At 63.4% G+C, this 26,156-nt stretch carries 23 protein-coding genes and 2 pseudogenes; 19 read left to right on the top strand and 6 right to left on the bottom strand.

The window, feature by feature from the left end:
* The first annotated feature begins 111 nt into the window (after window positions 1-111).
* From AB3X99_RS10920 to AB3X99_RS10875, 10 genes and pseudogenes are all read left to right on the top strand, one after another.
* The gene (locus AB3X99_RS10920) at window positions 112-540 is read left to right on the top strand and encodes an antitoxin Xre/MbcA/ParS toxin-binding domain-containing protein (RefSeq protein ID WP_069269414.1); all 429 of its coding nucleotides are present in this window, start codon (window positions 112-114) and stop codon (window positions 538-540) included.
* Window positions 540-1,031, top strand: coding sequence for an RES family NAD+ phosphorylase (locus AB3X99_RS10915; protein ID WP_368616926.1), 492 nt, complete (start codon window positions 540-542; stop codon window positions 1,029-1,031). Before AB3X99_RS10920 ends, AB3X99_RS10915 begins: the two co-directional genes overlap by 1 nt.
* 179 nt (window positions 1,032-1,210) lie before the next feature.
* Window positions 1,211-1,504, top strand: a pseudogene (locus tag AB3X99_RS10910) (ABC transporter ATP-binding protein); the annotation flags it as partial.
* Between the two features lie 314 nt (window positions 1,505-1,818).
* Window positions 1,819-3,339 (top strand): IS21 family transposase, encoded by a 1,521-nt coding sequence (gene istA, locus AB3X99_RS10905; RefSeq protein ID WP_254358621.1) that lies wholly within the window; start codon window positions 1,819-1,821, stop codon window positions 3,337-3,339.
* Window positions 3,340-3,345: 6 nt separating this feature from the next.
* Window positions 3,346-4,134, top strand: a complete 789-nt coding sequence (istB, locus tag AB3X99_RS10900; RefSeq protein WP_254358618.1) for an IS21-like element helper ATPase IstB — start codon at window positions 3,346-3,348, stop codon at window positions 4,132-4,134.
* Window positions 4,135-4,486: 352 nt separating this feature from the next.
* Window positions 4,487-6,007, top strand: coding sequence for an IS21 family transposase (gene istA, locus AB3X99_RS10895; RefSeq protein ID WP_254358621.1), 1,521 nt, complete (start codon window positions 4,487-4,489; stop codon window positions 6,005-6,007).
* A gap of 6 nt (window positions 6,008-6,013) precedes the next feature.
* Window positions 6,014-6,802, top strand: a complete 789-nt coding sequence (istB, locus tag AB3X99_RS10890; RefSeq protein WP_254358618.1) for an IS21-like element helper ATPase IstB — start codon at window positions 6,014-6,016, stop codon at window positions 6,800-6,802.
* Window positions 6,803-6,868: 66 nt separating this feature from the next.
* Window positions 6,869-7,561, top strand: coding sequence for an urea ABC transporter ATP-binding subunit UrtE (gene urtE / locus AB3X99_RS10885; protein WP_368617048.1), 693 nt, complete (start codon window positions 6,869-6,871; stop codon window positions 7,559-7,561).
* Between the two features lie 506 nt (window positions 7,562-8,067).
* Window positions 8,068-8,403: a hypothetical protein gene (locus tag AB3X99_RS10880; protein ID WP_368616925.1), complete on the top strand. Its 336-nt coding sequence runs from the start codon at window positions 8,068-8,070 to the stop codon at window positions 8,401-8,403.
* Entirely contained in the window at window positions 8,376-8,960 is a 585-nt protein-coding gene (locus tag AB3X99_RS10875) for a DUF6036 family nucleotidyltransferase (protein WP_368616924.1), read from the top strand. Before AB3X99_RS10880 ends, AB3X99_RS10875 begins: the two co-directional genes overlap by 28 nt.
* A gap of 416 nt (window positions 8,961-9,376) precedes the next feature.
* Here the strand turns inward: AB3X99_RS10875 and AB3X99_RS10870 are convergent, their stop codons facing one another.
* The gene (locus tag AB3X99_RS10870) at window positions 9,377-10,918 is read right to left on the bottom strand and encodes a Fic family protein (RefSeq protein ID WP_368616923.1); all 1,542 of its coding nucleotides are present in this window, start codon (window positions 10,916-10,918) and stop codon (window positions 9,377-9,379) included.
* 542 nt (window positions 10,919-11,460) lie between these two features.
* On the opposite strand from AB3X99_RS10870, the gene AB3X99_RS10865 reads away from it, so the two are divergent.
* From AB3X99_RS10865 to ureG, 7 genes are all read left to right on the top strand, one after another.
* Complete coding sequence (locus tag AB3X99_RS10865; protein ID WP_368616922.1) at window positions 11,461-12,366, top strand: urease accessory protein UreD; 906 nt, start codon at window positions 11,461-11,463, stop codon at window positions 12,364-12,366.
* A 251-nt stretch (window positions 12,367-12,617) separates the two neighbouring features.
* On the top strand, window positions 12,618-12,920 hold the full coding sequence (locus tag AB3X99_RS10860; protein ID WP_368617047.1) for an urease subunit gamma: 303 nt from the start codon (window positions 12,618-12,620) through the stop codon (window positions 12,918-12,920).
* A 17-nt stretch (window positions 12,921-12,937) separates the two neighbouring features.
* On the top strand, window positions 12,938-13,243 hold the full coding sequence (locus AB3X99_RS10855; RefSeq protein ID WP_368616921.1) for an urease subunit beta: 306 nt from the start codon (window positions 12,938-12,940) through the stop codon (window positions 13,241-13,243).
* 41 nt (window positions 13,244-13,284) lie between these two features.
* Complete coding sequence (gene ureC, locus AB3X99_RS10850) at window positions 13,285-14,991, top strand: urease subunit alpha (protein WP_342947846.1); 1,707 nt, start codon at window positions 13,285-13,287, stop codon at window positions 14,989-14,991.
* Window positions 14,992-15,000: 9 nt separating this feature from the next.
* Window positions 15,001-15,654: an urease accessory protein UreE gene (gene ureE, locus AB3X99_RS10845; protein ID WP_368616920.1), complete on the top strand. Its 654-nt coding sequence runs from the start codon at window positions 15,001-15,003 to the stop codon at window positions 15,652-15,654.
* Window positions 15,641-16,321 (top strand): urease accessory protein UreF, encoded by a 681-nt coding sequence (locus tag AB3X99_RS10840; protein ID WP_368617046.1) that lies wholly within the window; start codon window positions 15,641-15,643, stop codon window positions 16,319-16,321. Before ureE ends, AB3X99_RS10840 begins: the two co-directional genes overlap by 14 nt.
* Before the next feature lie 16 nt (window positions 16,322-16,337).
* Window positions 16,338-16,988, top strand: coding sequence for an urease accessory protein UreG (gene ureG, locus AB3X99_RS10835; RefSeq protein WP_368616919.1), 651 nt, complete (start codon window positions 16,338-16,340; stop codon window positions 16,986-16,988).
* Between the two features lie 27 nt (window positions 16,989-17,015).
* Here ureG and AB3X99_RS10830 read toward each other — a convergent pair whose 3' ends face one another.
* Window positions 17,016-19,079: an acyltransferase family protein gene (locus AB3X99_RS10830; RefSeq protein ID WP_368616918.1), complete on the bottom strand. Its 2,064-nt coding sequence runs from the start codon at window positions 19,077-19,079 to the stop codon at window positions 17,016-17,018.
* Window positions 19,080-19,781: 702 nt separating this feature from the next.
* Window positions 19,782-20,087 (bottom strand): annotated as a pseudogene (locus AB3X99_RS10825) (3-deoxy-D-manno-octulosonic acid transferase); the annotation flags it as partial.
* 228 nt (window positions 20,088-20,315) lie between these two features.
* On the opposite strand from AB3X99_RS10825, the gene AB3X99_RS10820 reads away from it, so the two are divergent.
* Together AB3X99_RS10820 and AB3X99_RS10815 are read left to right on the top strand one after the other, a co-directional pair.
* Window positions 20,316-20,987, top strand: a complete 672-nt coding sequence (locus AB3X99_RS10820) for an isoprenylcysteine carboxylmethyltransferase family protein (RefSeq protein WP_368616917.1) — start codon at window positions 20,316-20,318, stop codon at window positions 20,985-20,987.
* Window positions 20,988-21,204: 217 nt separating this feature from the next.
* Window positions 21,205-22,317, top strand: a complete 1,113-nt coding sequence (locus AB3X99_RS10815; protein ID WP_368616916.1) for a glycosyltransferase family 9 protein — start codon at window positions 21,205-21,207, stop codon at window positions 22,315-22,317.
* 148 nt (window positions 22,318-22,465) lie between these two features.
* Here AB3X99_RS10815 and waaA read toward each other — a convergent pair whose 3' ends face one another.
* The 3 genes from waaA to waaC form a co-directional block, all read right to left on the bottom strand.
* The gene (waaA, locus tag AB3X99_RS10810) at window positions 22,466-23,773 is read right to left on the bottom strand and encodes a lipid IV(A) 3-deoxy-D-manno-octulosonic acid transferase (protein ID WP_368616915.1); all 1,308 of its coding nucleotides are present in this window, start codon (window positions 23,771-23,773) and stop codon (window positions 22,466-22,468) included.
* Window positions 23,774-23,858: 85 nt separating this feature from the next.
* The gene (locus tag AB3X99_RS10805; RefSeq protein ID WP_342947829.1) at window positions 23,859-24,743 is read right to left on the bottom strand and encodes a Kdo hydroxylase family protein; all 885 of its coding nucleotides are present in this window, start codon (window positions 24,741-24,743) and stop codon (window positions 23,859-23,861) included.
* A 242-nt stretch (window positions 24,744-24,985) separates the two neighbouring features.
* On the bottom strand, window positions 24,986-25,981 hold the full coding sequence (gene waaC, locus AB3X99_RS10800) for a lipopolysaccharide heptosyltransferase I (RefSeq protein WP_368616914.1): 996 nt from the start codon (window positions 25,979-25,981) through the stop codon (window positions 24,986-24,988).
* Window positions 25,982-26,156 lie beyond the last annotated feature (175 nt).

Here is a 26,156-nt window from a genome sequence, read left to right as displayed (position 1 = left end):
CGGCGGCGCCGGGCTTGAGCTTGCTGTAATGGAGAGCGGGTAGTCAGCCTTCATCGCGGCGAGCTCAAATGAGCTATAATGGAGGCTCATTTGATTTACGACGGAAGCGCCATGCAACTCGTTTCCCCCGAGAAGATCGCTGCAGTCATGGGACTGAGTCCGGTGCCCCATTCGATCGCCGAACTCGAGGCGCAGGTCGCAGAAGGCCTGCCCAAATCCGCCTTGCGTAACGGCGTCGAACAGATCGCCCTGACCGCGGAGGCAAGGCGCGCGCTCCAGGCACGCATCGTCCCTGAGGCAACCTACAAGCGCCGTCGCGACAGGCTGACACCTGATGAATCGGAGAAGACAGAGCGCCTCGCACGGGTCTACGCGAGCGCGGCCTACGTCTGGGACGATCCGGCGGACGCACGCACCTTCCTTGCCACGCCCCACCCCCTGCTGGAGGGGCGCGTGCCCCTTGAGGTTGCCCTGACCGAGCTGGGTGCGCGCCGCGTGGAAGAACTCCTCTGGAAGCTCTTCTACGGGCTACCGGCCTGATGAGGATTTTCCGCATTGCCGACAGGCGGCATCCGCTATGGAGCGGCACCGGCGCCATGCTCGTTGGCGGCCGATTCAACTGCCCCGGCCGTCCCGTGATCTATGGCGCGCTCACGTTCGCAGGAGCCATGCTCGAGGTACTGGTACACGCACGGATCGGCAAAGTGCCGAAGACACACGTCTGGGTCGAGGCGCAGGTTCCTGATGATCTTCCCGTCGAAAGGTTCACTCCCGGCACACTGCCTGCAGGTTGGGACGGGCAATCCACTGAAATCGCACGTGATTTCGGAAACCGCTGGCTGGAGGAATGCCGCTCCGCGGTCCTGATCGTGCCTTCTGTAGTCGCACGTGCCGAGTCCAACGCGCTGGTAAATCCCGCCCATCCAGACGCTGCGCGGATCGTCGTATCAGAAGCGCTGCCGGTCTTATGGGACGAACGCCTGTTCGTTCTACCTGCAACAGGGAGTCCGGGAAAACCGGAACAGCACTGAACGCGCAGTCACTGTGCGGTCGCAATCTTCCAGACTGGTATCACGTCGGAATTTCACCAGGCAGAGACGAACTGGCCGTTGTTCCTTGCCTGATGCAATCCGGGAAATCCTGCGTGATCTCTCACGACCTGTCAGTTTCAGCCGTCAGATTCTCACTGCAGGGCGCTCGCTGGCCGACTAAACAGCGGCTCGAAATCGGCATGCTGCTCATGCAAAAGCCACAACTGCTGCTGCTCGACGAGCCCGCCGCCGGCATGACCGACGACGAGACCATGGAACTCGCCACGCTCCTCAACCGCCTGCGCGGGAGCTGCTCGATGATGGTGGTCGAGCACGACATGGAGTTCGTCGCGGCGCTCGCGGGGGAAACCGGGCGCGTCACGGTGATGGCCGAGGGCAGCGTGCTCGCGCACGGCACGCTCGAGGACGTAAAGCGCGATGAAGCGGTCATCGAATCGTATCTGGGCCGCTAGGGCCGTTTTGAATAGATCAGCCATGCTAACCATCGAATCGCTGAATCAGTGTCACTGACCGGCATATTCGAGCCATTCCGGGATCGGCGTAATCGAGCCACCGGATGTTCGCCGCAATCGAGCCAGTGCATGATCGGCGCAATCGGGCCACTCGATGATCGGCGTATTGGAGCCACCTCGGGATCGGCGTAATCGAGCCACGTAGCGGGCTCAGTGTTGTGTCAGGCGCCGGCCCGAAACGCATTTCGAATTTCCGCAACCCGGTACCTTCGGACTTTTTGCCCGGAGGGCCGATGAGTCGAAGGAGGTTCGAAGTGTTTGAGTATCGACAGGTTCTGGCGCGCATGCGTCAGGGCGATTCCGACCGCGACATTGCCAGCGCACGCCTGATGGGGCGTGGGAAGCTGAAGACCGTCAGGCAGCTCGCGCTCGCTCGGGGCTGGCTCGATCCCAGTCGGCCCTTGCCGGACGACGCCGAACTGGCAGCGATCTTCGGACGCAATCCGAAGCTGCCGCGTAGCTGCGTGTCCACGATTGAACCGTTTCGCGATCTGGTGCGCGGCTGGTTTGACGCCGACGTGCAGGGCACGACGATCTTCAACGCGCTTCAGCGCAACCACGGCTATACGGGCAGCTATTCGGCAGTGCGGCGCTTCCTGCTGCACCTGAAGGCCGAGCGCGGCGTGAGAGCGACGACGATCCTGGAGTTCGCGCCGGCGGACGCCGCACAGGTCGACTTCGGCGCCGGTCCGGTGCTCATGCATGAGTCCGGGGGGCTGCTCAAGACATGGTTCTTCGTGATGACGTTGTGCTGGTCGCGTCATCAATACGCCGAGGTCGTGCTGGATCAGACGGTCGAGACGTGGCTGGCCTGTCACCGGCGCGCCTTCGAATGGTTCGGTGGCCGCGTCGAACGCGTGATCATCGACAACGCCAAGTGCGCGATCACAAAGGCGTGCATGTACGACCCCGAGGTACAGCGCTCGTACGCCGCGCTGGCCGAGGGGTACGGCTTCCGGATCGATGCATGCCCTCCACACGATCCTGCGAAGAAGGGCGTCGTTGAGGCCGGAGTCAAATACATCAAACGATCCTTCGTGCCGCTGCGCGAATTCCGCGATCTCGCCGACGCCAACCGTCAATTGCGCGACTGGGTGATGCAGCAGGCCGGCACGCGCGAGCACGGCACGACGCGCGAGCAGCCGCTTGCACGTTTCGCCATCGAGAAGCCGCTGCTCGCCAGACTGCCCGATGTGCCGCCAGTGCTGGCCGTATGGTGCGAGGCCAAGGTGCATACCAACGGGCACGTCGTCTACAGGAAGGCGCTGTATTCGGTGCCGTTCACGCTCGTCGGCAAGCAGCTGTGGCTGAAGGCGACCGACACGGTCGTGCAGGTGTTCCACCGCCATGAGCTCGTCGCGACGCATCCGCGCCTGCGCAAGCCCGGCGATCGCCACACGGTACGTGACCACCAGCCGCCTGAAGCGCAAGCGTGGCTCGAACACGATCCCCAGTGGTGCCTGGCGCGGGCAAAGGATATCGGACCAGCCTGCCACGCGCTCGTTCTCGCGATGTTCAACGACAAGGTGCTCATCAACCTGCGCGGCGCGCAGGGCGTCGTGAGGCTTCGCGAGAAGGTCGGCGATCAACGACTGGAGGCTGCGTGCGAGCGTGCGCTCGTGTTCGCCAGCCCCAAGTACCGCACCGTCAAGACGATCCTCGACAAGGGGCTGGACAGCCAGCCCACCGCACCAGCGCCGACGCCGGCGCCTGCCGACACCTATCTGAACGGCGGCCGCTTCGGCCGTGACCTCCATTCCCTTCTGATCCATTGAACGCCTATGCATCCCAGTCCAGAACTGAACACGATCCTCAAGCAGTTGCGCCTCTCGGGCATCCTCGACTCGCTCGAGCAACGCAACCGTCAAGCCATCGACGGGCAACTTGCCTACACGGAGTTCCTCGCCACGCTTCTGCACGACGAGGTCGCGCGGCGAGAGCAGAAGAAGCTCGGTGTGCGGCTCGCCCGCGCTGGCTTCTCAATGGGCAAGACGCTCGAGAACTTCGACTTCGACCGCGTGCCCAAACTCAACCGCGCTCACATCCATGATCTCGCCGCCGGCCGCTACATCGACGAGAAGGTTTGCGTGCTGATGGTCGGCCAAACCGGCGTCGGCAAGTCGCATCTCGCGCAGGCCCTGGGCCACTGCGCCGCACGCCAGGGCCGCGATGTCCTGTTCATCACGCAAACCGAATTGCTCAAGAAGCTGCATGCAGCACGGGCGACTGAGCTCTATGAACGCAAGTTGCAGCAGTTCGTGCGCGTTCCGGTGCTGATCGTCGATGACTTCGCACTCAAACCCCTGCGTGCGCCCCACGACGAAGACTTCCACGACCTGATCGCCGCCAGGTATGAGCGCGCGGCGACGATCCTGACGTCGAATCTCGACTTCAGCGAATGGGGCGACGCGTTCCCCGACAACCGCATCCTCGGAGCTGCCACGCTCGATCGGCTACGGCATGGCGCCTACCGTGTCGTCATTGAGGGTGAGAGCTTCCGCAAGCCGAAACCGATGCCCGAGAACGGCGAAAACGCGGTTGCAAAATCAGGCAAAAAAACGCATTCTTGAGTCCCTTCGAAATCGCGTTTCGGGGCCATTCCAGGTGGCCTCATTACGCCGATCATCCCCGGCTCGATTACGCCGATCCGTGACAATTGTCACTGACCGGCATATTCGAGCCATTCCGGGATCGGCGTAATCGAGCCACCGGATGTTCGCCGCAATCGAGCCAGTGCATGATCGGCGCAATCGGGCCACTCGATGATCGGCGTATTGGAGCCACCTCGGGATCGGCGTAATCGAGCCACGTAGCGGGCTCAGTGTTGTGTCAGGCGCCGGCCCGAAACGCATTTCGAATTTCCGCAACCCGGTACCTTCGGACTTTTTGCCCGGAGGGCCGATGAGTCGAAGGAGGTTCGAAGTGTTTGAGTATCGACAGGTTCTGGCGCGCATGCGTCAGGGCGATTCCGACCGCGACATTGCCAGCGCACGCCTGATGGGGCGTGGGAAGCTGAAGACCGTCAGGCAGCTCGCGCTCGCTCGGGGCTGGCTCGATCCCAGTCGGCCCTTGCCGGACGACGCCGAACTGGCAGCGATCTTCGGACGCAATCCGAAGCTGCCGCGTAGCTGCGTGTCCACGATTGAACCGTTTCGCGATCTGGTGCGCGGCTGGTTTGACGCCGACGTGCAGGGCACGACGATCTTCAACGCGCTTCAGCGCAACCACGGCTATACGGGCAGCTATTCGGCAGTGCGGCGCTTCCTGCTGCACCTGAAGGCCGAGCGCGGCGTGAGAGCGACGACGATCCTGGAGTTCGCGCCGGCGGACGCCGCACAGGTCGACTTCGGCGCCGGTCCGGTGCTCATGCATGAGTCCGGGGGGCTGCTCAAGACATGGTTCTTCGTGATGACGTTGTGCTGGTCGCGTCATCAATACGCCGAGGTCGTGCTGGATCAGACGGTCGAGACGTGGCTGGCCTGTCACCGGCGCGCCTTCGAATGGTTCGGTGGCCGCGTCGAACGCGTGATCATCGACAACGCCAAGTGCGCGATCACAAAGGCGTGCATGTACGACCCCGAGGTACAGCGCTCGTACGCCGCGCTGGCCGAGGGGTACGGCTTCCGGATCGATGCATGCCCTCCACACGATCCTGCGAAGAAGGGCGTCGTTGAGGCCGGAGTCAAATACATCAAACGATCCTTCGTGCCGCTGCGCGAATTCCGCGATCTCGCCGACGCCAACCGTCAATTGCGCGACTGGGTGATGCAGCAGGCCGGCACGCGCGAGCACGGCACGACGCGCGAGCAGCCGCTTGCACGTTTCGCCATCGAGAAGCCGCTGCTCGCCAGACTGCCCGATGTGCCGCCAGTGCTGGCCGTATGGTGCGAGGCCAAGGTGCATACCAACGGGCACGTCGTCTACAGGAAGGCGCTGTATTCGGTGCCGTTCACGCTCGTCGGCAAGCAGCTGTGGCTGAAGGCGACCGACACGGTCGTGCAGGTGTTCCACCGCCATGAGCTCGTCGCGACGCATCCGCGCCTGCGCAAGCCCGGCGATCGCCACACGGTACGTGACCACCAGCCGCCTGAAGCGCAAGCGTGGCTCGAACACGATCCCCAGTGGTGCCTGGCGCGGGCAAAGGATATCGGACCAGCCTGCCACGCGCTCGTTCTCGCGATGTTCAACGACAAGGTGCTCATCAACCTGCGCGGCGCGCAGGGCGTCGTGAGGCTTCGCGAGAAGGTCGGCGATCAACGACTGGAGGCTGCGTGCGAGCGTGCGCTCGTGTTCGCCAGCCCCAAGTACCGCACCGTCAAGACGATCCTCGACAAGGGGCTGGACAGCCAGCCCACCGCACCAGCGCCGACGCCGGCGCCTGCCGACACCTATCTGAACGGCGGCCGCTTCGGCCGTGACCTCCATTCCCTTCTGATCCATTGAACGCCTATGCATCCCAGTCCAGAACTGAACACGATCCTCAAGCAGTTGCGCCTCTCGGGCATCCTCGACTCGCTCGAGCAACGCAACCGTCAAGCCATCGACGGGCAACTTGCCTACACGGAGTTCCTCGCCACGCTTCTGCACGACGAGGTCGCGCGGCGAGAGCAGAAGAAGCTCGGTGTGCGGCTCGCCCGCGCTGGCTTCTCAATGGGCAAGACGCTCGAGAACTTCGACTTCGACCGCGTGCCCAAACTCAACCGCGCTCACATCCATGATCTCGCCGCCGGCCGCTACATCGACGAGAAGGTTTGCGTGCTGATGGTCGGCCAAACCGGCGTCGGCAAGTCGCATCTCGCGCAGGCCCTGGGCCACTGCGCCGCACGCCAGGGCCGCGATGTCCTGTTCATCACGCAAACCGAATTGCTCAAGAAGCTGCATGCAGCACGGGCGACTGAGCTCTATGAACGCAAGTTGCAGCAGTTCGTGCGCGTTCCGGTGCTGATCGTCGATGACTTCGCACTCAAACCCCTGCGTGCGCCCCACGACGAAGACTTCCACGACCTGATCGCCGCCAGGTATGAGCGCGCGGCGACGATCCTGACGTCGAATCTCGACTTCAGCGAATGGGGCGACGCGTTCCCCGACAACCGCATCCTCGGAGCTGCCACGCTCGATCGGCTACGGCATGGCGCCTACCGTGTCGTCATTGAGGGTGAGAGCTTCCGCAAGCCGAAACCGATGCCCGAGAACGGCGAAAACGCGGTTGCAAAATCAGGCAAAAAAACGCATTCTTGAGTCCCTTCGAAATCGCGTTTCGGGGCCATTCCAGGTGGCCTCATTACGCCGATCATCCCCGGCTCGATTACGCCGATCCGTGACAATCAGTACTATGGCGGCAGCCACAGCCTGCGCAACGTCTCGATGACGGTGCCCGAGGGTGAACTCACCGTGCTGCTCGGGCGCAATGGCGTGGGCAAGAGCACGCTGCTGCGCTGCCTCATGGGCGTCGTGCCGACGAAGAACGGTTCGATCGCGTGGCGCGGCGAAGCGCTCACGAAGCTGCCCACGCATGCGCGGGTGGCGCAGGGCCTCGCTTACGTGCCGCAAGGGCGCGATATCTTTGCGCGCCTGAGCGTCGAAGAGAATCTGCTGGTGGGCGCGGCGAGCAAGAAGCGCATGCCGTCGAGCGTGCCCGCGCACATCTACGAACTCTTTCCCGTGCTCAAGGACATGAAGGCGCGGCGCGGCGGCGACCTCTCGGGCGGCCAGCAGCAGCAGCTCGCCATCGGCCGCGCGCTGATGAGCGATCCGCAGCTGCTCATTCTCGATGAGCCTACCGAAGGCATCCAGCCTTCGATCATCCAGGATATCGGCCGCACGTTGCGCAGGCTCGTGGAAGAGATGCACATGACGGTGCTGCTGGTCGAGCAGTACTACGACTTCGCCAAGGCCATCGCGGACCGCTACTGGGTGATGAGCCGCGGCGAAATCGTGGCGGGCGGCGCCGGCGCGAGCATGGATGCGGATGGGGTGCGGGAGTTGATTGCGGTGTGAACCCTGAAGGGCCGCAGCCACCATAAGCAATGAGGGTCAGCTGCAGTCTCCGGGAATCATCGGTCGTTAGCCCAATCCATGCAACCCTGGTTGGTCGCCCACCTTCTGCTGGCAAGTAGCCGGCGGCCAGCCGGGCTACCGGGGAATTCCTCTCCAGCGTCCACGTACAGAACAACGCCGGTAGCAAGGATCACAATGTCCACGCAGGTGCTTGGTGCATCCGCGAAGTCCGATTCATCGCCCGCATCGTAGTACCACATGATTTGACTCCCGGCTGGAGAGTTCGTCGGGTGCGTTCCCCGACCCGATTACAGCGTAATCAGGGTAACGCCCGACGTGTGGCGTATCCGTTAGATGCCGAACATAGCCGCAAAATCGCCGGCTGACCGGAAAGGAGCATTTCCACGTCATGCGGGATGCGTGCGAGCGGGGGGCAACCGGGCGTGACCGGGTCGGCAAGATGCCTTACGATCGGTATGAGGATTGCCCAATCCGGGAGATTCCAGATGGAAGTCGTGTCAAGCTCGCATGAACGGCTTGACCGGCGCAGCCTGGCGATGCATCGCCTGATCGCCGGGAAGATCCGCGCCGAGCCGAAGCTGTTTGAGATCGCGTCTCAGAACATTGAGCGCTGGTCCCGCATGCCCGGCCGCAACGGCCCGCTGCTCGCCGCCTGGTCCAGGCTTCTGGAACAGGGGATCCCGGCCGCCCTGGCCGCGGCGACCGAGGACAGCGAGCGCGCCAGGGAACTGCGGCAGTCCACCCCGTTCGCGGGCGTACTCTCGCCACAGGAACGCTGGAGTTTTCTCAGGCAATGGAACGCGACCAACTCGAACATGTGATCCGCGCCGCGTCGGCTATCACGCAGGAAACCGAATTCGTGATCGTTGGCAGCCAGTCGATTCTCGGCGCATTTCCCGATGCGCCCGAGTCGCTGTTGCAGTCGAACAAACTCGACATCTACCCGCGCGTGAACTGGGAAACGTTGTCGGACCTGATCGACGGCTCGATCGGCGAGGGATCGCCTTTCAATGAGGCTTTCGGCTACTACGCGCAGGGCGTTGATCCCCGCACCGCGGTGCTGCCGGCAGGCTGGGAAGATCGCCTGACCCAGGTGGCGACGCCTGCCACAGGGGGCGGCATCGGCTACTGCATCGACGTGCACGACCTCGCGCTGTCCAAGTACGTGGCGGACCGGCCCAAGGATCGCACATTCAACCAGGAGCTGATCCGTCACGGCATGGTGGATCTCGCCAGGCTCAGGAAGCGCGTGGACCTACTGCCGCTCGGGGACGACCGCAAGACCCTGATCCTGTCGGCGATCGACCGCGACGAGAAGGTGGTAGCCGACGCCTCCCCACCGTCGGGTCCCACCGCGCGCACGCGCTTCAAGACCTGAGCGGCACACCACGGGTGCGCACAACGTTCCACCTCAGCCAGCTATGCATGCGCTGCGGCAACCCGGGCGAGCCGCGCGCCCGTGCACCCGTGCGCGCTTGACCGCCCTCGCCCGCTTTGCCCGCGCCTTGCAGGTGGGCTTTGGAATCCGGACAATAGCGCACGTCAAGGGGTGAGCGCGGGTTGCCTGGCCGCGCGTTCGTGCCCGCCTCCCGGTAAATTCCGCGTGTCGGGCAACGCCCTGGAATGGGCAGCCCGCGAAGGCGCGCCACAAAGCGCTGTGGGAGAACGGTGACGGCCTCCCGCTCACGTCGACATCGCTGTTGTCATACGAAAAACTGTCGTATTGCTCGACATTTCTTCAGTCAGCCTTGCCATTGGCGCTCCATACTCGAAAAACTGTCGCGCCACGCGCTCTCAGGACTGCGAGGATTCGCCGTCACTGCGGGTGTGTGCCGATGCCGGGTCGAAAGCCTCGCGCACCACCTCTTCAATCCGGGCAATGACCTCATCGGGCAGATGCGGGTACGTCTTGCGTTTGTTCGACGACAGCTTTCCGTTGTTTGATTGCACCATGCGGATGAGCGCCGACAGGTCCGGGCGGGGAAGATTGAGTTCGCCGTTCAGCTGCTCAAACGCGGCGTCGAAGCCGCTTATCCAGTGAAGTTCGCGTGGCAACTCGGTCCTCACGGCGTCGATGAGCATGCGGTGCAGGAAACGGACCTCCCCTGTCGCGTCGAAGAACCGGTAGGGTCGCCCTCCCGGTGACGAAATTACATGCGGCGCGTCCTCGCCGGGCGCGTATCGCCACAGTCGCGTGGTCGGGCGGGAGAACCCATTTAGCACGTCGAGATACAAGCCTTCGTGGCGCTTGAAGACCGCTGAAACCGGCACAATGGCCCCGCCCTTCAATCGCCGGGCACCGTTGATCACGTGGTGGATAAGGAAGCGGTGGATTCGCCCGTTCCCATCCAGAAAGGGATGCAGGTAGACAAATCCAAAGGCCGCACAAGCGGACCGCACGAGCACGTTGGAGCACCGATATCCGCCGGCGCCCGACTGCTCGTTGATGAACGCCTCCCAGCCCCGCATGGCGCGCGGAAGGTCTTCCGGCAGTGGCGGGAAAAACGTGACACGCCCCGTTCCATCCTCGAGCCAGTTCTGTTTCGTCCGGTACGATGCCTCCTGAGCATACGTGTCCCTGACGATGACGTTCTGCAACTCGACGAGCCACTCCTCGGAAATGCGCTCTTCCTCGCCGGCCCGGGCAAGAAGCTGGACAAAGCGCTCGCCCTTGTGGCCGCTGGGCGTTTCGCGTTCGATGCTGTAGCTGCTGCGCGTCTCGGAAAGGAACAGGTAGCGGACCGTGCGCTCGTACAGTGCTGCGTCGGTGACCTGCTCCAGTGTCAGACTCGCCTCATCCAGCAAATCGTCCAGAGAGGGCCCACCCGCCAGTGCAACGCGCCGCACGAGCGGGCAGAAATCGCGCGTACCAGGCAGGTTGTCTCGCACCCGGAACTTCGGGTGGCGGGTTGCGTGCGCGGAATCCGCCGTGAAGTAATCAGCCTCTGGCAGTGCATCGACGTAGGCGCCTGTGGGGCTCCTGTCGATGACCAGATTGCCGCCGGTTAGCCACTCCCAGAAGAAGCATGCCCTTCGTACGAACGCACTGTTGGGCGACTCGGACCACCGGCGCAGAAGTTCCGCCTCAGCCAGGTGCTCGAACGCCGCCTCAAGCACCTCAAGATTCACCCCCTCATTGCGAAGCGCGAATTCGATGTGCCCGATAAGTGTTTGCTCCACCGCAGTCTTGCGCGGATACCAGAATCCATTGTGGCCACGCACTTTCTGGTTCACGGAACCGTTGAGAAAAGCGGGCGCCTCAAGCGGCCGAACCTGACGTTCCAGGTTCAGGTGCTCGATGAGGTGCTGGTAGCCAACGGGTTCCAGTTCGGCCATACGACTCGAAAAACGTTCAGAAGTCTCGAAATACTATCGCAAATGGCCATTTCGAACGATAAATACTCGAAAAATCGTCGCTCCGCGCCTTATTGACAGGCGCGACCTCGTCGGCACCGTTGCACAGTGGCGGCAAGAAAAGCCGCGTCTGGCATCGCTGAATGCTCGAGCTTGCACCCTGCGATTCTTTTTCCCGCGCCGCCCCGTTGCACGAAACGGAACTTGCGCGGCTGAGCTGCGCAAGGCGGCCGACCCCTGAACTGCTGCAGCCGGTCAACGCATTGCAATCGCGCCTTGACTGGCACAATGCTCGAGCGCCTCGGCTACGACTTACCGGCTGGTGAGAGTGCCGTCCCGTTCCTGATGATCAGGATCGCGCGAGCTTTTCGCGTTCTGGACGTCCAGGACGTCATCCGTCCGAGCGCTGAACCGCCGGCGTGACGTGCCAGCAGCCATGACACGCACGCTTCCCCGGCCCCTGATCAGCGCTCGCGAGCACGCGTGCTATCCTCCACGCCATTGCCCCGTCCCCCTCGCCACGCATGTCGCTCCACGTCGATCACGCCGCACTCGCCAACACCACGTTTCGCAGCACGGCGCATCAGGAATGGGCCGCGAAACTCGAGCTCGGCTTCGAGCGCCAGGGCGAACGTACCGCACTGACGCATCGCCTGCACGCGGGGCCGTTGCGCGTGCAACGGCCGCTCTACCCCGAAGGCGACGCGATCTGTCACGCGGTGATCGTGCATCCGCCAGCAGGCATCGCGGGCGGCGACCGGCTCGACATCGACGTGAACGTGGGCGATGGTGCTCACGCCGTGCTCACGACGCCGGGCGCGACCAAGTGGTACAAGGCGAACGGCCGCGTGGCGCGCCAGCGCATCAACGTGCACGTGGGCGCAGGCGCGAAGCTCGACTGGCTGCCGCAGAACAACCTCGTGTTCGACCACGCCCACGCCGAACTCGAATTCGCGCTCACGCTCGGCGCGGGGGCCACGGCCATCGGCTGGGACGCCACGCAACTGGGCCGCCAGGCCGCGGGCGAGCGCTGGTCGGCGGGCATGGTCCGAGCGCTCATGCGCGTAACGCGCGCGGCGCCCGAAGGCGAAGCCGACGATCAACTGCTCTGGCTCGAGCGCGCCCTCATCGACGCCAACGACCCGCTGCGCGACGCGCCGCAAGGGCTCGCTGGCTACCCCGCTTTTGGCGTGCTGTGGGCGATCGGCCCCGCGTGCAACGAGGCGCTCGCGCAAGACCTCGCCGCCATCCTGCCTTTCGACGACACGCTGCGCTCGGGCGCGACCTGCATCGCGCCGGGCGTGGTGCTCGTGCGCGTGGTGGGGCGTTCGATGGAACCGCTGCAAAACACGCTCACGCAGTGCTGGACGGCGCTGCGGCCGTTCGTGCATGGCGTGAAGGCCGCGCCGCTGCGCTTGTGGACGACTTGAGCGCACGTCACACGCACCTCTGCGGTGCGCATCGGCGCCTCCTTGCACGATAACGCAGCGCAGCATCTCCATCGAGGTGCATACGTACCTCGTGATTGGTGCATTCACGCTGTCCCCTTCATTGGCACACACCTTGCTGAGAGCTTGCATCGATTCGTGCGCGCCGCGCGCGAGGTCGCAAGCTGCGCGTAACCTCGCTCCCGTAAGCTGGGTCGGCAGACTTGCCCCAACCGACCCACTACGATGACGCGATGAAGCTCACGCCACGCGAGAAAGACAAGCTCCTGATCTTCACCGCTGCGCTGCTCGCCGAAAGGCGGCGCGAGCGCGGCCTCAAGCTCAACTACCCGGAGGCGGTCGCCTTCATCAGCGCCGCGCTGATGGAAGCGGCCCGTGACGGCAAGACCGTCGCCCAGGTCATGCATTACGGCACCACGCTCCTCACACGCGAGGACGTGATGGAAGGCGTGCCCGAGATGATCCCCGACATCCAGGTCGAAGCGACCTTCCCCGACGGCACCAAGCTCGTCACCGTCCACCATCCGATCCCCTGAGCCGGGAGGAGCCAGCCATGATCCCCGGCGAAATGCTGATCGACGACGGCGAAATCGAACTCAACGCGGGCCGCGAGACCGTCACCGTAAAGGTGGCCAACACGGGCGACCGCCCCGTGCAGATCGGCTCGCACTTCCACTTTTACGAGGTCAACGCAGCCCTCTCGTTCGACCGTGAAGCCGCGCGCGGCTTTCGCCTGAACATTGCGGCGGGCACGGCCGTGCGCTTCGAGCCGGGGCAGGAGCGCACCGTGGAACTCGTGGCGCTCGCCGGCGCGCGCGCCGTATACGGCTTCAACGGCCAGGTAATGGGCCCGCTCTGAGCGCGGCCGGCGAATTCAGGCGAATTCATCAGGAATCCGACATGACATTGAAGATCGGCCGCCGCGCGTACGCGGAGATGTTCGGCCCCACCACCGGCGACCGCGTGCGTCTTGCCGATACCGAACTCATCATCGAGATCGAGCGCGACTACACCGTCTACGGCGACGAAGTGAAGTTCGGCGGCGGCAAGGTGATCCGCGACGGCATGGGCCAGTCGCAGCAGGTGCACGCGCAAGTCGCGGACACTGTGGTCACGAACGCCGTGATCGTCGATCACTGGGGCATCGTGAAGGCCGACATCGGCATCAAGGACGGCCGCATCTGGAAGATCGGCAAGGCGGGCAACCCCGACGTGCAGCCGGGTGTGACGATTCCCATCGGCGCCGCAACAGAAGTGATCGCGGGCGAAGGCCAGATCGTCACGGCGGGCGGCATCGACACGCATATCCACTTCATCAGCCCGCAGCAGATCGACGAAGCGCTCGCCTCGGGCGTGACGACGATGCTGGGCGGCGGCACCGGCCCCGCCACGGGCACCAACGCCACCACCTGCACGCCGGGCCCGTGGCATATGGAGCGCATGCTGCAGGCCGCGGACGGCTGGCCGATCAATCTAGGCTTTCTCGGCAAGGGCAATGTGAGCCTGCCGAAACCCGCTGAAGAACAGATCGCAGCGGGCGCGATCGGCCTGAAGCTGCACGAGGACTGGGGCTCGACGCCCGCCGCCATCGACAACTGCCTGAGCGTCGCGGACGCAACCGACACGCAGGTGGCCATTCACACCGACACGCTCAACGAGTCGGGCTTTGTGGAAGCGACGGTAGCCGCCTTCAAGGGCCGCACGATTCACACGTACCACACCGAAGGCGCGGGCGGCGGCCACGCGCCCGACATCATCAAGGTGTGCGGCGAAGCAAACGTGCTGCCCTCTTCGACGAACCCCACGCGCCCGTACACGATCAACACGCTCGACGAGCATCTCGACATGCTGATGGTGTGCCATCATCTCGACCCGTCGATCGCCGAGGATATTGCGTTTGCCGAGTCGCGCATCCGCCGCGAGACCATCGCCGCCGAGGACATCCTCCATGATCTCGGCGCACTATCGATGCTTTCTTCGGATTCCCAGGCGATGGGCCGCGTGGGCGAAGTGATCATCCGCACGTGGCAGACCGCGCACAAGATGAAGGTGCAGCGCGGCGCCCTGCCCGGAGACAGCGCGCGCCACGACAACTTCCGCGTGAAGCGGTATGTGGCGAAATACACGATCAATCCCGCGCTCACGCATGGCATCGCGCACGAAGTGGGATCGCTCGAACCGGGCAAATGGGCCGACCTCGTGTTCTGGGAACCGGCGTTCTTCGGCATCAAGCCTTCGCTGATTCTCAAGGGCGGCATGATCGCGCTCGCACAGATGGGCGACCCGAACGCCTCGATTCCGACGCCCCAGCCCGTGCATTACCGTGAAATGTTTGCCACGCGCGGGCGGGCGCTTGCACAAACGTCGCTCACCTTCGTCTCGCAACTCTCGCTCGACAAGCGCATGCCCGAGCGCTACGGCCTGCAAAAGCGCGTGGTGGCGGTCCGCAACTGCCGCAGCGTGACGAAGGCCGACATGATTCACAATGCGTGGCAGCCGACGATCAGCGTCGATCCGGAAACGTACCAGGTCGTCGCCGACGGCCAGTTGCTCACCTGCGAGCCCGCCACGGTGCTGCCAATGGCACAGCGTTACTTCCTGTTCTAAAGTTTAGCCATGCGCACCATCGATAAACGACTCAATGCGAAGCTCGCGCCCGTTCTTGTGAAGCGGGCGCCCACGCTCACGCTGCCCTACGACGCGCGTTGCAAGAGCCGCCTGGCGGCCACGCTCGACACGGGCGAGGAAGTCGGCGTCGTGCTGCCGCGCGGCACGGTGCTGCGCGATGGCGACCTGCTTGTGGCTGACGACGGCGGCCTCGTGCGCGTGATCGCGGCGGCCGAGAGCGTGTTGCGTGTACGCGCGCCCGACCGCCTCACGCTCACGCGCGCCGCGTATCACCTGGGCAATCGCCATACGCCGGTGGAAGTGGGGGCGGACGAACTCAAGCTCGAAGCGGACCCCGTGCTCGAAGACATGCTCAAGCGCCTGGGCGCGCAGGTGCAGCGCGTGGAGCTGCCGTTCCAGCCGGAATCGGGCGCATACGGCGGCGGCCACCGCCACGGCCACGACGAAACTTTCGCCGACGACTACGCGCTCGCGCAGCGCGTGTACGACGAACACCATGGGCATGCGCACTCGCACGACGATACACACGGTCATTCGCACAATCACGCTCATGGCGACGATCACGCGCATGACCACGATTGCGGACACGATCACGGTCACTGCGACGGCCACGCGCACGACCACAGCCATGAACATCGCTGAGCTCACCGCCCTGCTGCATCTCGCCTCGCCAGCGCTGCCCATCGGCGCGTTCAGCTACTCGCAGGGACTCGAAGCGGCAATCGATGCGCAGCTCGTGACGAACGCCGACGACGCCGCGCACTGGATAGCCGGCGGCCTCGCGAACGTGCTCGCCTGCGGCGAGCTACCTTTTGTGGCGCACCAGATGGAACGCTGGCGCATGCACGACGAGCACGCGCTGATCGTTGCGAACGAGGAATTCGTCGCGAGCCGCGAATCGGCGGAATTACGACGCGAGACTGCGCAGATGGGCTGGTCGCTGCGCCAGCTCTGCGCGCAGCTCGACTGGGGCGATGCCGAGCGGCGCGCCACGCTCGAGCGCATGATGCCCATTGCGCAACCCACTACCTTCGCATTCGCCGCATGGGCCCACGAGGCCGCGCCGGACGCCGCGCTCGCCGCCTACGCGTTCAGCTGGATCGAGAACCAGACCGCCGCCGCTCTCAAGGCGGTGCCGCTCGGCCAGCTCGCCGGGCAGCGCATCATCGTCGCGCTGCGGCCCGCCATCGAAAAGGCCGTGGCGCGCGCGCTTGCGACGCCCCCCGAAGCGCTCAATACCTTTGCGCCACAGCTTGGCGTTCTTTCTGCACGCCACGAATCGCAGTATTCGCGGCTTTTCCGCTCCTGAAACACACACACGAACCATGAATTCGCACGCACCCAGCAAACGAACGAAGAAGCTGCCGCCGCTGCGCGTCGGCGTGGGCGGACCGGTCGGCTCCGGCAAGACGACCTTGCTCGAAATGCTCTGCAAGGCGATGCGCGAGCGCTACGACCTCGTCGCCATCACCAACGACATCTACACGAAGGAAGACCAGCGCCTCCTGACCGTCGCGGGCGCCCTGTCCGCCGAGCGCATCATGGGCGTGGAAACGGGCGGCTGCCCGCACACGGCAATCCGCGAGGACGCATCGATCAACCTCGAAGCCGTCGACCAGATGCTCACGCGCTTTCCCGATGCGGACATCGTCTTCATCGAATCGGGCGGCGACAATCTCGCGGCCACCTTCAGCCCCGAGCTTTCGGACCTCACGATCTATGTGATCGATGTGGCGGGCGGCGAAAAGATTCCGCGCAAGGGCGGCCCGGGCATTACGAAGTCGGACCTGCTCGTCATCAACAAGACCGACCTCGCGCCGCTGGTGGGCGCGAACCTCGACATCATGGCCTCGGACGCGAAAAAGATGCGCGGCGAACGGCCCTTCGTGATGTGCAATTTGAAAGCGCTCGAGGGGCTCGGTGAGGTGATCGCGTTCATTGAAAAACGAGGCCTGCTCGTCACAGAAAGCGCTTGAACACATCGACGTGACGTCACCCGCCTCTCAGATCGACGGATCGATGTAGTCGGCGTTTTTCACGATCCAGTCCGGGTTCAGGTGTGATCTGTCCTCATAGAGGGCCGACCACTTTCCCGTCACGCGGATGCACGCTTCATCCACACAAAGGCGCGCGTCGGGGTCGATGATCGATGCATGATCGCGTTTGGCAAGCGCGATCAGTTCCTTGCGAACGCTCTGCTGCAGGCCGTCGATCTTCACGCGTTGCTCAGCCTCGCGTGGGTCGAAGCGGCCGAGTCTCGATAAAAATACGTGTGGGTCAAACGGGTCGCCTATCGGATTGTCGAGCAGCACATAAACCTTTTTGTTCTGCGCCTGCAGCTCCCTGACTTCCTGATCAAGCTCGGCGAATGCCGCCGCTCTTCCTGGTGGCGTAGCCAGACTCAGCTCCTTTTGGCCGCTGACCAGGTAGTAGCCCGGGGCGTTGAAGTAGTAACTCCAGTAGCCGCCGATCACAACTGTCGTTATCCGGCGATTCGCGGCCTGCGCCAGCGCCTCGCGCCGGAGCGAGCCACACTCCGAACCGACCGGCAAATCATGATCGAAAACGTGTGGAATGGGAGGACACGCCGCGGCGACAGCAAAGATGGCGCCGTTTTTTGAAGGGTTGGCCTCCTCATCCGCGTAGACGCGTTCGGCATACTGGGCGACATGCGAATCCCCGAGAAAAAGCGTCGTCGTCTTGCGGTCTTCGTGCAAGGGATAGATGCCGTCCCGAGCCTGCCCATCTGGACTTCTTAGCGCGAGGAAGTGCCACCCGGTCCGCGTGGCCAGGTTGACGGCGTCGAAGCGGGGACCGATAAGCGCATCCTTGATCGCCACGCCGCTAACCATCATCAGCACCAGGCCGAGAACCAGCAGAAGCGCCGTTCGATTCGCAGAGCGATGCCAGCGAATCTTCCGCTCGACAAAGCGGTGCGTGAGCCAGGCGAGCAAGACTGATAGCAATACCACGGCAATCTTCGTCGGGTGACCATTGTCCGGCCAGACCAGATGTGCGAAAGACAACAACGGCCAATGCCAGAGATAAAGCGGGTAGCTGATCAGCCCGCAAGTCACGAAGGGGCGACTCGAGAGAATAGTGCGATTGATCCACGCGCCTGAACCCGCTGCGATAACGAGGAATGTGCCCATCGTCGGCAACAATGCCCAAAATCCTGGAAATGGCCGCTCATGATTGATCAGCAAGAATCCAGACAGCAAGAGGCCCACTCCCATTGCACAGAGCAGATTGGCGTATCGGCCGACCAGATCCGGACGACGCAAAGCGATATAGGCAAGCGAGCCGCCAGCCATGAGTTCCCAGAAGCGGGAAAGGGGCGAGTAGAAGGCAGCAACGGGGTCCCGCCAGGCAAGCCATACGCTAATGCCAAAGGACGCCGCCAGGATCGCCCCATTGACGACCGTGAATCGCCAGCGATGCGTCCACGCATAGCTCAATAGCAGGGGCCAGAATATGTAGTATTGCTCTTCAACCGCAAGGCTCCAGAGATGCAACAGCGGTTTGGCCTCGTGACCGCTATCGAAGTAACCGCTCTCGCTCCACAAGACAAAATTCTGGACGAAGGATGTCCCGCCGACGATGTGCTTCCCGAGTTGCGGGTACTCGTCTCGCAGCAGCACGAGCCAACCGGCAACCGCGCAAAAGAACAATACAAGAAGAAGCGCGGGGAAGATGCGTCGGATGCGCTTGGCGTAAAAATCAGCAATGCTGAATTTGTCGTGCTCGAGATTGGTGAGAATGATGGTGGTAATGAGGTATCCGGAGATGACGAAAAAAACATCGACTCCGATAAATCCGCCTGCCATCCGGCTGGGAAACGCATGAAACAGAATCACTGCCATAACCGCGATCGCGCGCAGTCCGTCGACGTGCGGACGATATTCATGCGTCGCTACGCTATGGGTCGCGGCTCGATTGGGCGAACTGTCGATGATCTCCGTCGCTGGCGGAACAGGCAGCACTTGCGGGGTAATCGTCGGTGGCATGAACTGGCCTTCGTGACTGCATATCGGTGAGGCGGACGCCAGCGTACCGATATTCAGCAATGCGTTCCTTACGCAGACGTGGCCCGAACGCGGGTCAACCACGTGAACCCAGTACACGCGCGCTCCGGCTTGAGCGTATGTGCGCATACGTACGCATCGCTGCGCAGGAAGGCACGCAATGACCCAACCCTTTCATACGTCTATACGCCACCCTTCATGCGTCTATACATTGCCCTTCACATAGCCGCGCTTCCCCCTTTCAAAAATCGGACTTTCAAATAACAAACAACGCGTTTCAGTGCGAAAAAATAAGCTTTTTTACGGGGGTGATCCATGTGCCGAATCGCGCCCCTCCTGAAGGGCATTCAGTCGCACCCAGCTTGCGAGCGATGGGTCTGCGTGGCGACGGTCGCCTGTCTGTCGATGTTGCCGACTGTTGTCTCACCATATTTCCAGTGGAGGTTTCTTTCCCGGTTCGCACGCTTTGCTCTGATGCTCACGTTCGCCTTGTCATCTATCAATATCATGGAAATATAATTAGATATCCTTTTTATTTTCTCTGCGGGCATGTTTCAAGTCACGAACCTGTTGCGTCAAGAAATACGCCAAAAGCATAGCGAATCGACTTCGCGCGGCGGGCAAGGTGGGCATTGTGAGGCTCGCGCTGGGCGACTTTTGCATGCCCTACCGCGCGCGAATTCATACATCGCAGACGAGCGACTGCACAACATCCACCGTGCGAGTCGTCGCGCCGCGGTGGTGCTAGGCGAATGCCGCCGCAGCCGCGCCCATGGCGACCCGGTGCGGTTTTCGTCGAAGGGTTCGTGCAAGGCGTATGCGAGATCGACGGGTTCTTGCACCTGCTGGGCCGCGCCAGCGGCCGTGCGCCAGCCGTAGCCTGCGTGAAGTTGAACACGTGCGGCCAGATCCGCACCGGCACGCCACGGCGCACGCTTCGACCCGTTTCTCCCCACCGAGTCGCAACAGACTGCCACCAATGAATGCAAGGTCAGCGATGGCGGAGTAAGTGCCCATCTCACCCATCGAGTCGCCGCGCAGGACGCTTACGTCCTGAGGGAACAACCACACACCCGCATGCGCCAAGGCCACCGCAGCCAAACGGATCGTCCGCACGTGCACAATGATATGGTACTCATTTATTGAGAGAAGGCCGGCGGCTCGAATAAATGAACATACTCATGCGCCAGCAAACGGAAATCCTTCAAGACAGCCGGTTCTTCATTTGCGCCGCGTTTATACTCTTGTGCTGCATTCGGCCACTTATGGGCTTTGCTTATGCTGCTAATGCGCGCTTTTAGGGGCTTCATCTTCCTGTTCGTGGTCATCGCCGGCGTGCTCTTCGGTTCGGCGGGGACGCTGTACGATGGGCGCGCGTGGGCGATGCTGGTGGTGTTCTTTGGATGCGCCGGGGCCATCACCGTCTGGCTCTGGTTCCGCGACAGGGCGCTGCTGGAGCGGCGAGTGAAGGCGGTACCTGGCTCGGAGCCCGATCCGATGCAGAACGTCGTCCAGGGGCTGGCGGGATTTGTCTTTCTGGCCATCTTCGCCGCGTCGGGGTTCGACAGACGCTTCGGCTGGTCCCAGGTGCCCGCCGCCGTTTCGCTCGCTGGCGACTCCATGATCGCCATCGGCTTCCTGATTGTTTTCCTTACCTTCCGCGAGAACACTTTCACCGCCAGCACGATCGAGATCGCCGAGGGCCAGCACGTCATCGACACCGGTCCCTATGCCATCGTGCGCCACCCTATGTACGCCGGCGCGCTGATCATGATCGCCGGAATACCCCTCGCGCTGGGCTCGTGGTGGGCGCTTATCCCGGCTGCCTTGATCGTCCCGGTCATCGTGTGGCGGCTGACGCGCGAGGAGGTCTACCTGGCGGCCAACCTCGCGGGCTACTGCGACTATCGAGGCCGGGTACGTTACCGGCTGGCGCCGCTTCTCTGGTAGTGGCGCATGCTGTCGATGGGCGGCCTAAGATTCCGTTCAACCCGGACGGCTTCGCCGCCGGTTACCTTAGGCGTCCCTCGCTGCTGCAGTTATCTGTTCACGTTTCGTGGACGACTTGCGCTAGCGATTCTAAGGCGTCGCCGGAGCGCGAGTACATCGGACACACGGTGGCATAATAGGCTTTCGGTCAAAGGCTAAGGACGTTGCGGGCAGGCTCATGCAGAGTGAAAAAAGGAAAGTCGAACCGGTCCATGGTTTTATAGATAGAAGCCTTCGCGTTCCTCATCCGGGAATCATTCAGGATGAGGTCGAGAATCTCTCTTTTTATAAGAAGATTTCGCTTCTGAAAAAGCAGTTGCATAAATGGTCGATACTTTCATTTAACCGGCAGCTCGGCCTGTACACGGAAGCCGCGGACTTGCATGATGGCGCCCGGATCTTATTGGCGTACAGCGGCGTCAACAACATCGGCGACGCGTTGATGGACCTTTCCGGGCGCGCGTTAATTGGCAGCACCCCCTACAAGCTGGATGTTGTGCTCGACCCGTCACTGGCCGAGCTCTTTCGGCATGACCGGTACATATCGAAAATCTACACGGATTATCGTCAAGTCAATTTCGGCGAATACGATTTCATCATACTGAACAAGCTCGGAATTCGCGTAATAAAAGAAAAAATAAGGCATGCGAGCCAATCCAGATTTACCAGCCTGATCGGATGGTATGCAGGGCGTAATTTCAATCACATACAGTTCAGCTACTACGCGTTCAACAAGATCCTGAAATGCGGCATCGCCGAGAGGGACCTGTATAAAAGTGCCCGACTCGTCCTCGACGCTCCCAGGTGCGATGATTTTCCATCGGAGGGCTGTGCCGGGAGAGTCGCCATTTCGGTCGGCGGCAGGGAATCCCCCCGTATCTACGGTAAGTGGGCAGAGGTTCTAGCTCGGCTCGACGATGATGCGGGGTTGTCGCGTTACGAGTTCGTCCTGGTCGGATCGGATAATGGACTCGCGGAAGCAAACGATCTGATCGGCATGCAATTCAGGAATCTGAAGCTCACCTCATTGGTTGGCAGGTTGAAGATCCATGAATGCTTTTCCCTGATAAGCCAGAGCAGGCTATTTGTAGGGGCGGACGGCGGGCTTCTGCATATTGCGCACGCGGCCGGCGTGCCGACCATCGCTTTGTTTAGCAATGACATTGACCCGAGAACCCGCTACGTCGAGAACGATTTTTTTAAATGTGCTCCACTCACGGGGGCCAGTGATGTGACGAGCATTGAGCCAAATGATGTGGTGAATGTCATGAAAGATATTCTGCCTGGGTGAACCGCGCGAGCAGGCGGATTGCCATGCTCTGTTCGAGCTTGGCGCAATCAAAGCTCGTTCAGGTCGGCAAGCGGTGTACGCACAACCTGCCATTGAGGTGCGGCGAGCGCGATGGAATTGAGCGAACTACGCGCTACCGCGCGCGAACTCATACATCCGAGACGAGCGCCTCTACAACATCCACCGTGCGCGCCGTTGCGCCGCGGTGGCGCGAGGCGAATGCGGCGGCAGCCGCACCCATCGCGACCCGGCGCGGCTTGTCGTTGAAGAGTTCGTGCAAGGCACGCGCGAGATCGGCGGGATCCTTAACCTGCAAGGCCGCGCCCGCGGCCGTGGCGTCGGCGGTGGCCTGCGTGAAGTTGAACACGTGCGGCCCGATCAGCACCGGCACACCCACGGCGCACGCTTCGATCAGGTTTTGGCCGCCGAGCGGCAGGAGACTGCCGCCGATAAACGCGAGATCGGCGGCAGCGTAGTAAGCGCCCATCTCCCCCATCGAATCGCCGAGCAGCACACTCACGTCCTGCGGCAACACGCGCACGCCCGCGTGCGCCGCAGCGGCCGCAGTCGCGGGCGGCGCCCAGCGCGAGCGCCGTTCGAGCTTGTAGTTCCTGCGCTCCACGAGTGCTGCTACCTCATCGAAGCGCTGCGGATGGCGCGGCACGAGGATCAAAAGGGCGTCGGGCACATCGAGTGCTGCGAAGGCCTGCAGCACGAGTTCCTCTTCCCCTTCGCGCGTGCTCGCCGCCACCCACACCGGCCGCTCGCCGATCGCGCGCCGCCATTCGCGGCCCCGCGCGATCAGCGCCGGCGGGCTCGCCATGTCGAACTTGAGGTTGCCAAGCACCGCCACGTTGCGCGCGCCAAGCGAGGTGAGGCGCTCCGCATCGGAGGGACTTTGCGCGAGCACACGTGTGAAACCGCCGAACACCTCGCGCGCGCCCGCGCCGAACTTCGCCGCGCGCTTGAACGAGCGCGCCGACATGCGCGCGTTGGTGAGCACGAGCGGCACGTCGGCACGCTTGCACTCGTCGATGAGCGTGGGCCAGACCTCGGTTTCCATCACGAGGCCGAGCGACGGCCGCCATGCGTGCAGGAAACGCCGCACGGCGTGCGGCATGTCGTACGGCAGGTAGCAGCGCAACACGCGGTTGCCGAAAAGCTGCTCGCCGGTGGCGCGGCCGCCCGGCGTCATGTGCGTGAGCAGAATACGCGCGTCAGGCCGCGCCGCCAGCAGCCCGTCGACGAGCGGCTGAGCCGCCCGGGTTTCGCCCACGGATACTGCATGCACCCAGATGAGCGGCGCGTCGTCCTCGGGCAAACGCCCCGCCGCATAGCCGAATCGCTCGCCGATATGCTCTCTATAACCGCGCTCGCGGCGCGAGCGAATGAATAGCCGCAGGACCGCGAGCGGGGCAATGAGCCACCAGGCCGCGCGATAGATCGCTCTCAGCATCGTGCCTCCGCGTCGGCCACGGTCATGCGAAACGCCGCGGCCGCGCGGCAGGAGGCGTGGATCGGCAAGCTCATCGCACGTGGATTCAAACCAGTTCCTTGCCCTTGAGGCGTTCGAGAATGCCGAGCGGCGCCCATTCGGGATGCACCATCTCCTTCACCGGCAGGAAGAAGGTCTGCTCCATCATGAACTGACCGGACATCACGGCATGCGAAGTGTGATCGGAGAAGCACACCCAGACGCTGCCGGGCGGAAAACCGATGGTCTCCTGCGGGCACGCCTTCTGGTAATCGAGATCGGCCTTCATGCCGTCGTGGAGATTGAGCATCAGATGGTCGTACTCGCTGCGCTGCGACTTCGTGATGTGCAGCAGGTTCTGCAGCCACGCCGAGCCCGGAAACTGCGGCTTGATGTTGGGCAGGAAGCGCTTTGCCATGTCCTCGAACGGCTCGCCCACGCGCCACACGCGCGGCACGCCGTTCGGGTTGACGTTGGTGAACACGCGCAGGATGCGCTCGCCGTAGTTCGGACGCGAGGGAAAGGCATCCACGTGCAGGCGCGAATCGTCCTTGCGCCACGAGGTCTCACGCGTTTCCACCTGATGCAGGCGCAGGCTCGTAGGCGCCACGCGCAGCTTGCCGGTGTATTCGGGAAAGAGGCCGTCCACCAGCGTGCGCGCGCACGTCTGGTAGCGCGCGATCAACGCACGCACGGCCGTCTGCGTGACAGTGTCGCCGAGCACGCCGTGCAGCGCGCCGCCGTTCGGGTCGAGGCTGATGTTCTTGCGCTTGGGGTCGGCGATCGCGGGGTCGAGCAGCGCGCGCTCGCCGCCTTCGATCGCAAAGGCCAGATTCGGAAAATACAGCACCTTGCCCTGCTCGACGGCGTCGAGAAGCGTCTCGCGCGGTTGCGAGAGCTGCTGGCCATGCCAGTCGGCGGAAGTGATTTCGATGATCTGGGATTCGTTCATGGTCGCCCCTGGAAGCGATGGATCTGATTGCCTGCCGGTGTGGCGCGGTGCGAGCGTGGCGTGCCCCGTTGGCCGCCTCTTTGCCATCTCGCGCGATTCGTGCCGGCCAAGCCCTGGCGCTCGCTCGTGCACATTTGTGCACCCTCGCGAGCGCCGATTCTTATACCCGCAGCCTCAGTGGTCCGCCTTGACGCGCCGCAGCCCCTCAGTTTGTCAGGCGCCTGCGCTGCGGCGGCGCGCCGCTACAGCAGCCCGAAGCCCGCCAGCGCGCCCTTCACCTGCGCAAGCGTTGGCGGCTGGCCTGCCGTGCCCAGATTGACGACGTTCGGCGACCAGTAACCGCCCGTGCGCCAGGCGGTCGCGAAATTGTACAACTCGACGGTCGGGCGCTTCAGCGCCGCCGCGATGTGCACGAGCCCCGTGTCCACGCCCACCGTGGCCGCCGCGCCGTCAATCAGGCCCAGCACCGCCGGCAGCGGGAGCTTCGGAGGCACGATCGCCGCTTCGCCGAATTCGCGCGCGAGGCGCTCGCTCGTGGCGCGCTCGGCCTCGCTGCCCCAGGGCAGCACGAGCGACGCGCCGCGCCGCACGAGCGCCTGGCCCAGCTCGATCCAGTGCTGGTCGGGCCACTGCTTGTCGGCTCGCGACGTGGCGTGCACGAACACCACGTAGGGGACTGGCAGGTTCAGCCCGACGCCCGCGAGCGCCTGCGCGGCGCGGTAGGTGTCGAGGCCGAACTCGATGTCGTCGGTGGGCGACGGCGGCGCGAGATCGAGCGCGCCCGCAACCAGTTGGCGCGTGCGCTCGACCACGTGGGTGCGTGGCTCGATGCGAATCGAGCGGTCGTAGAAGAAGCGCACGGGCCATTCGTAGCCCGCGCCATCGGTGCGGTTGCCCAGGCCGACGAGTGGCCCGCGCGCCCAGCTCGCCACCCACGCCGTCTTGATGAGCCCCTGGCAGTCGATCACGAGGTCGTACTTCTCGGCCACGAGCGCGCGCCGGAACGTGCCGATCTCGCGCCAGTTGGCAGCAGAGAAGAGGCCCTTGCGCCAGCGGCGCAGCGAAAACGGGATCGCGCGGCGCACGCCCTCCACGAGCTCGACGAGCGACTGGAAGCTCTCTTCGACGAGCCAGTCGATCTGCGCGTCGGGGTACCGCCGCCGGATATCGGCGATGGCGGGCATGTTGTGGACGACGTCGCCAAGCGACGACACGCGCACGATGAGGATCTTTTGCACGCTCAGGGTTCTTTGTGCGGACGAATTTAAAAGGTCCGCAATTTTAGCGCGCCGCACGCAAAAGCGAAGAAAAACCGGGGAAATGCGCGGAAAGGAACGCAAACGGCGCCGCGCCGTGACTGGCGCGGCGCCGTTAGGCGCGTCATATGAACGCAAGGAGCCGCAAGGGTTTAGC

Origin of the sequence: Paraburkholderia sp. BR10882 (assembly GCF_040948855.1) — a bacterium.
Lineage (GTDB): Bacteria > Pseudomonadota > Gammaproteobacteria > Burkholderiales > Burkholderiaceae > Paraburkholderia > Paraburkholderia nodosa_A.
Note: the sequence above shows the minus strand (reverse complement) of the source record. Positions and strands in the feature narration are given on the sequence as shown.

Coding starts and splice junctions, on each gene's coding strand:
- AB3X99_RS10920 (WP_069269414.1), top strand. CDS start 112: ATGCAACTCGTTTCCCCCGAGAAGATCGCTGCAGTCATGGGACTGAGT.
- AB3X99_RS10915 (WP_368616926.1), top strand. CDS start 540: ATGAGGATTTTCCGCATTGCCGACAGGCGGCATCCGCTATGGAGCGGC.
- istB (WP_254358618.1), top strand. CDS start 3,346: ATGCATCCCAGTCCAGAACTGAACACGATCCTCAAGCAGTTGCGCCTC.
- istB (WP_254358618.1), top strand. CDS start 6,014: ATGCATCCCAGTCCAGAACTGAACACGATCCTCAAGCAGTTGCGCCTC.
- AB3X99_RS10880 (WP_368616925.1), top strand. CDS start 8,068: ATGGAAGTCGTGTCAAGCTCGCATGAACGGCTTGACCGGCGCAGCCTG.
- AB3X99_RS10875 (WP_368616924.1), top strand. CDS start 8,376: ATGGAACGCGACCAACTCGAACATGTGATCCGCGCCGCGTCGGCTATC.
- AB3X99_RS10870 (WP_368616923.1), bottom strand. CDS start 10,918: ATGGCCGAACTGGAACCCGTTGGCTACCAGCACCTCATCGAGCACCTG.
- AB3X99_RS10865 (WP_368616922.1), top strand. CDS start 11,461: ATGTCGCTCCACGTCGATCACGCCGCACTCGCCAACACCACGTTTCGC.
- AB3X99_RS10860 (WP_368617047.1), top strand. CDS start 12,618: ATGAAGCTCACGCCACGCGAGAAAGACAAGCTCCTGATCTTCACCGCT.
- AB3X99_RS10855 (WP_368616921.1), top strand. CDS start 12,938: ATGATCCCCGGCGAAATGCTGATCGACGACGGCGAAATCGAACTCAAC.
- ureC (WP_342947846.1), top strand. CDS start 13,285: ATGACATTGAAGATCGGCCGCCGCGCGTACGCGGAGATGTTCGGCCCC.
- ureE (WP_368616920.1), top strand. CDS start 15,001: ATGCGCACCATCGATAAACGACTCAATGCGAAGCTCGCGCCCGTTCTT.
- AB3X99_RS10840 (WP_368617046.1), top strand. CDS start 15,641: ATGAACATCGCTGAGCTCACCGCCCTGCTGCATCTCGCCTCGCCAGCG.
- ureG (WP_368616919.1), top strand. CDS start 16,338: ATGAATTCGCACGCACCCAGCAAACGAACGAAGAAGCTGCCGCCGCTG.
- AB3X99_RS10820 (WP_368616917.1), top strand. CDS start 20,316: ATGCTGCTAATGCGCGCTTTTAGGGGCTTCATCTTCCTGTTCGTGGTC.
- AB3X99_RS10815 (WP_368616916.1), top strand. CDS start 21,205: ATGCAGAGTGAAAAAAGGAAAGTCGAACCGGTCCATGGTTTTATAGAT.
- waaA (WP_368616915.1), bottom strand. CDS start 23,773: ATGCTGAGAGCGATCTATCGCGCGGCCTGGTGGCTCATTGCCCCGCTC.
- AB3X99_RS10805 (WP_342947829.1), bottom strand. CDS start 24,743: ATGAACGAATCCCAGATCATCGAAATCACTTCCGCCGACTGGCATGGC.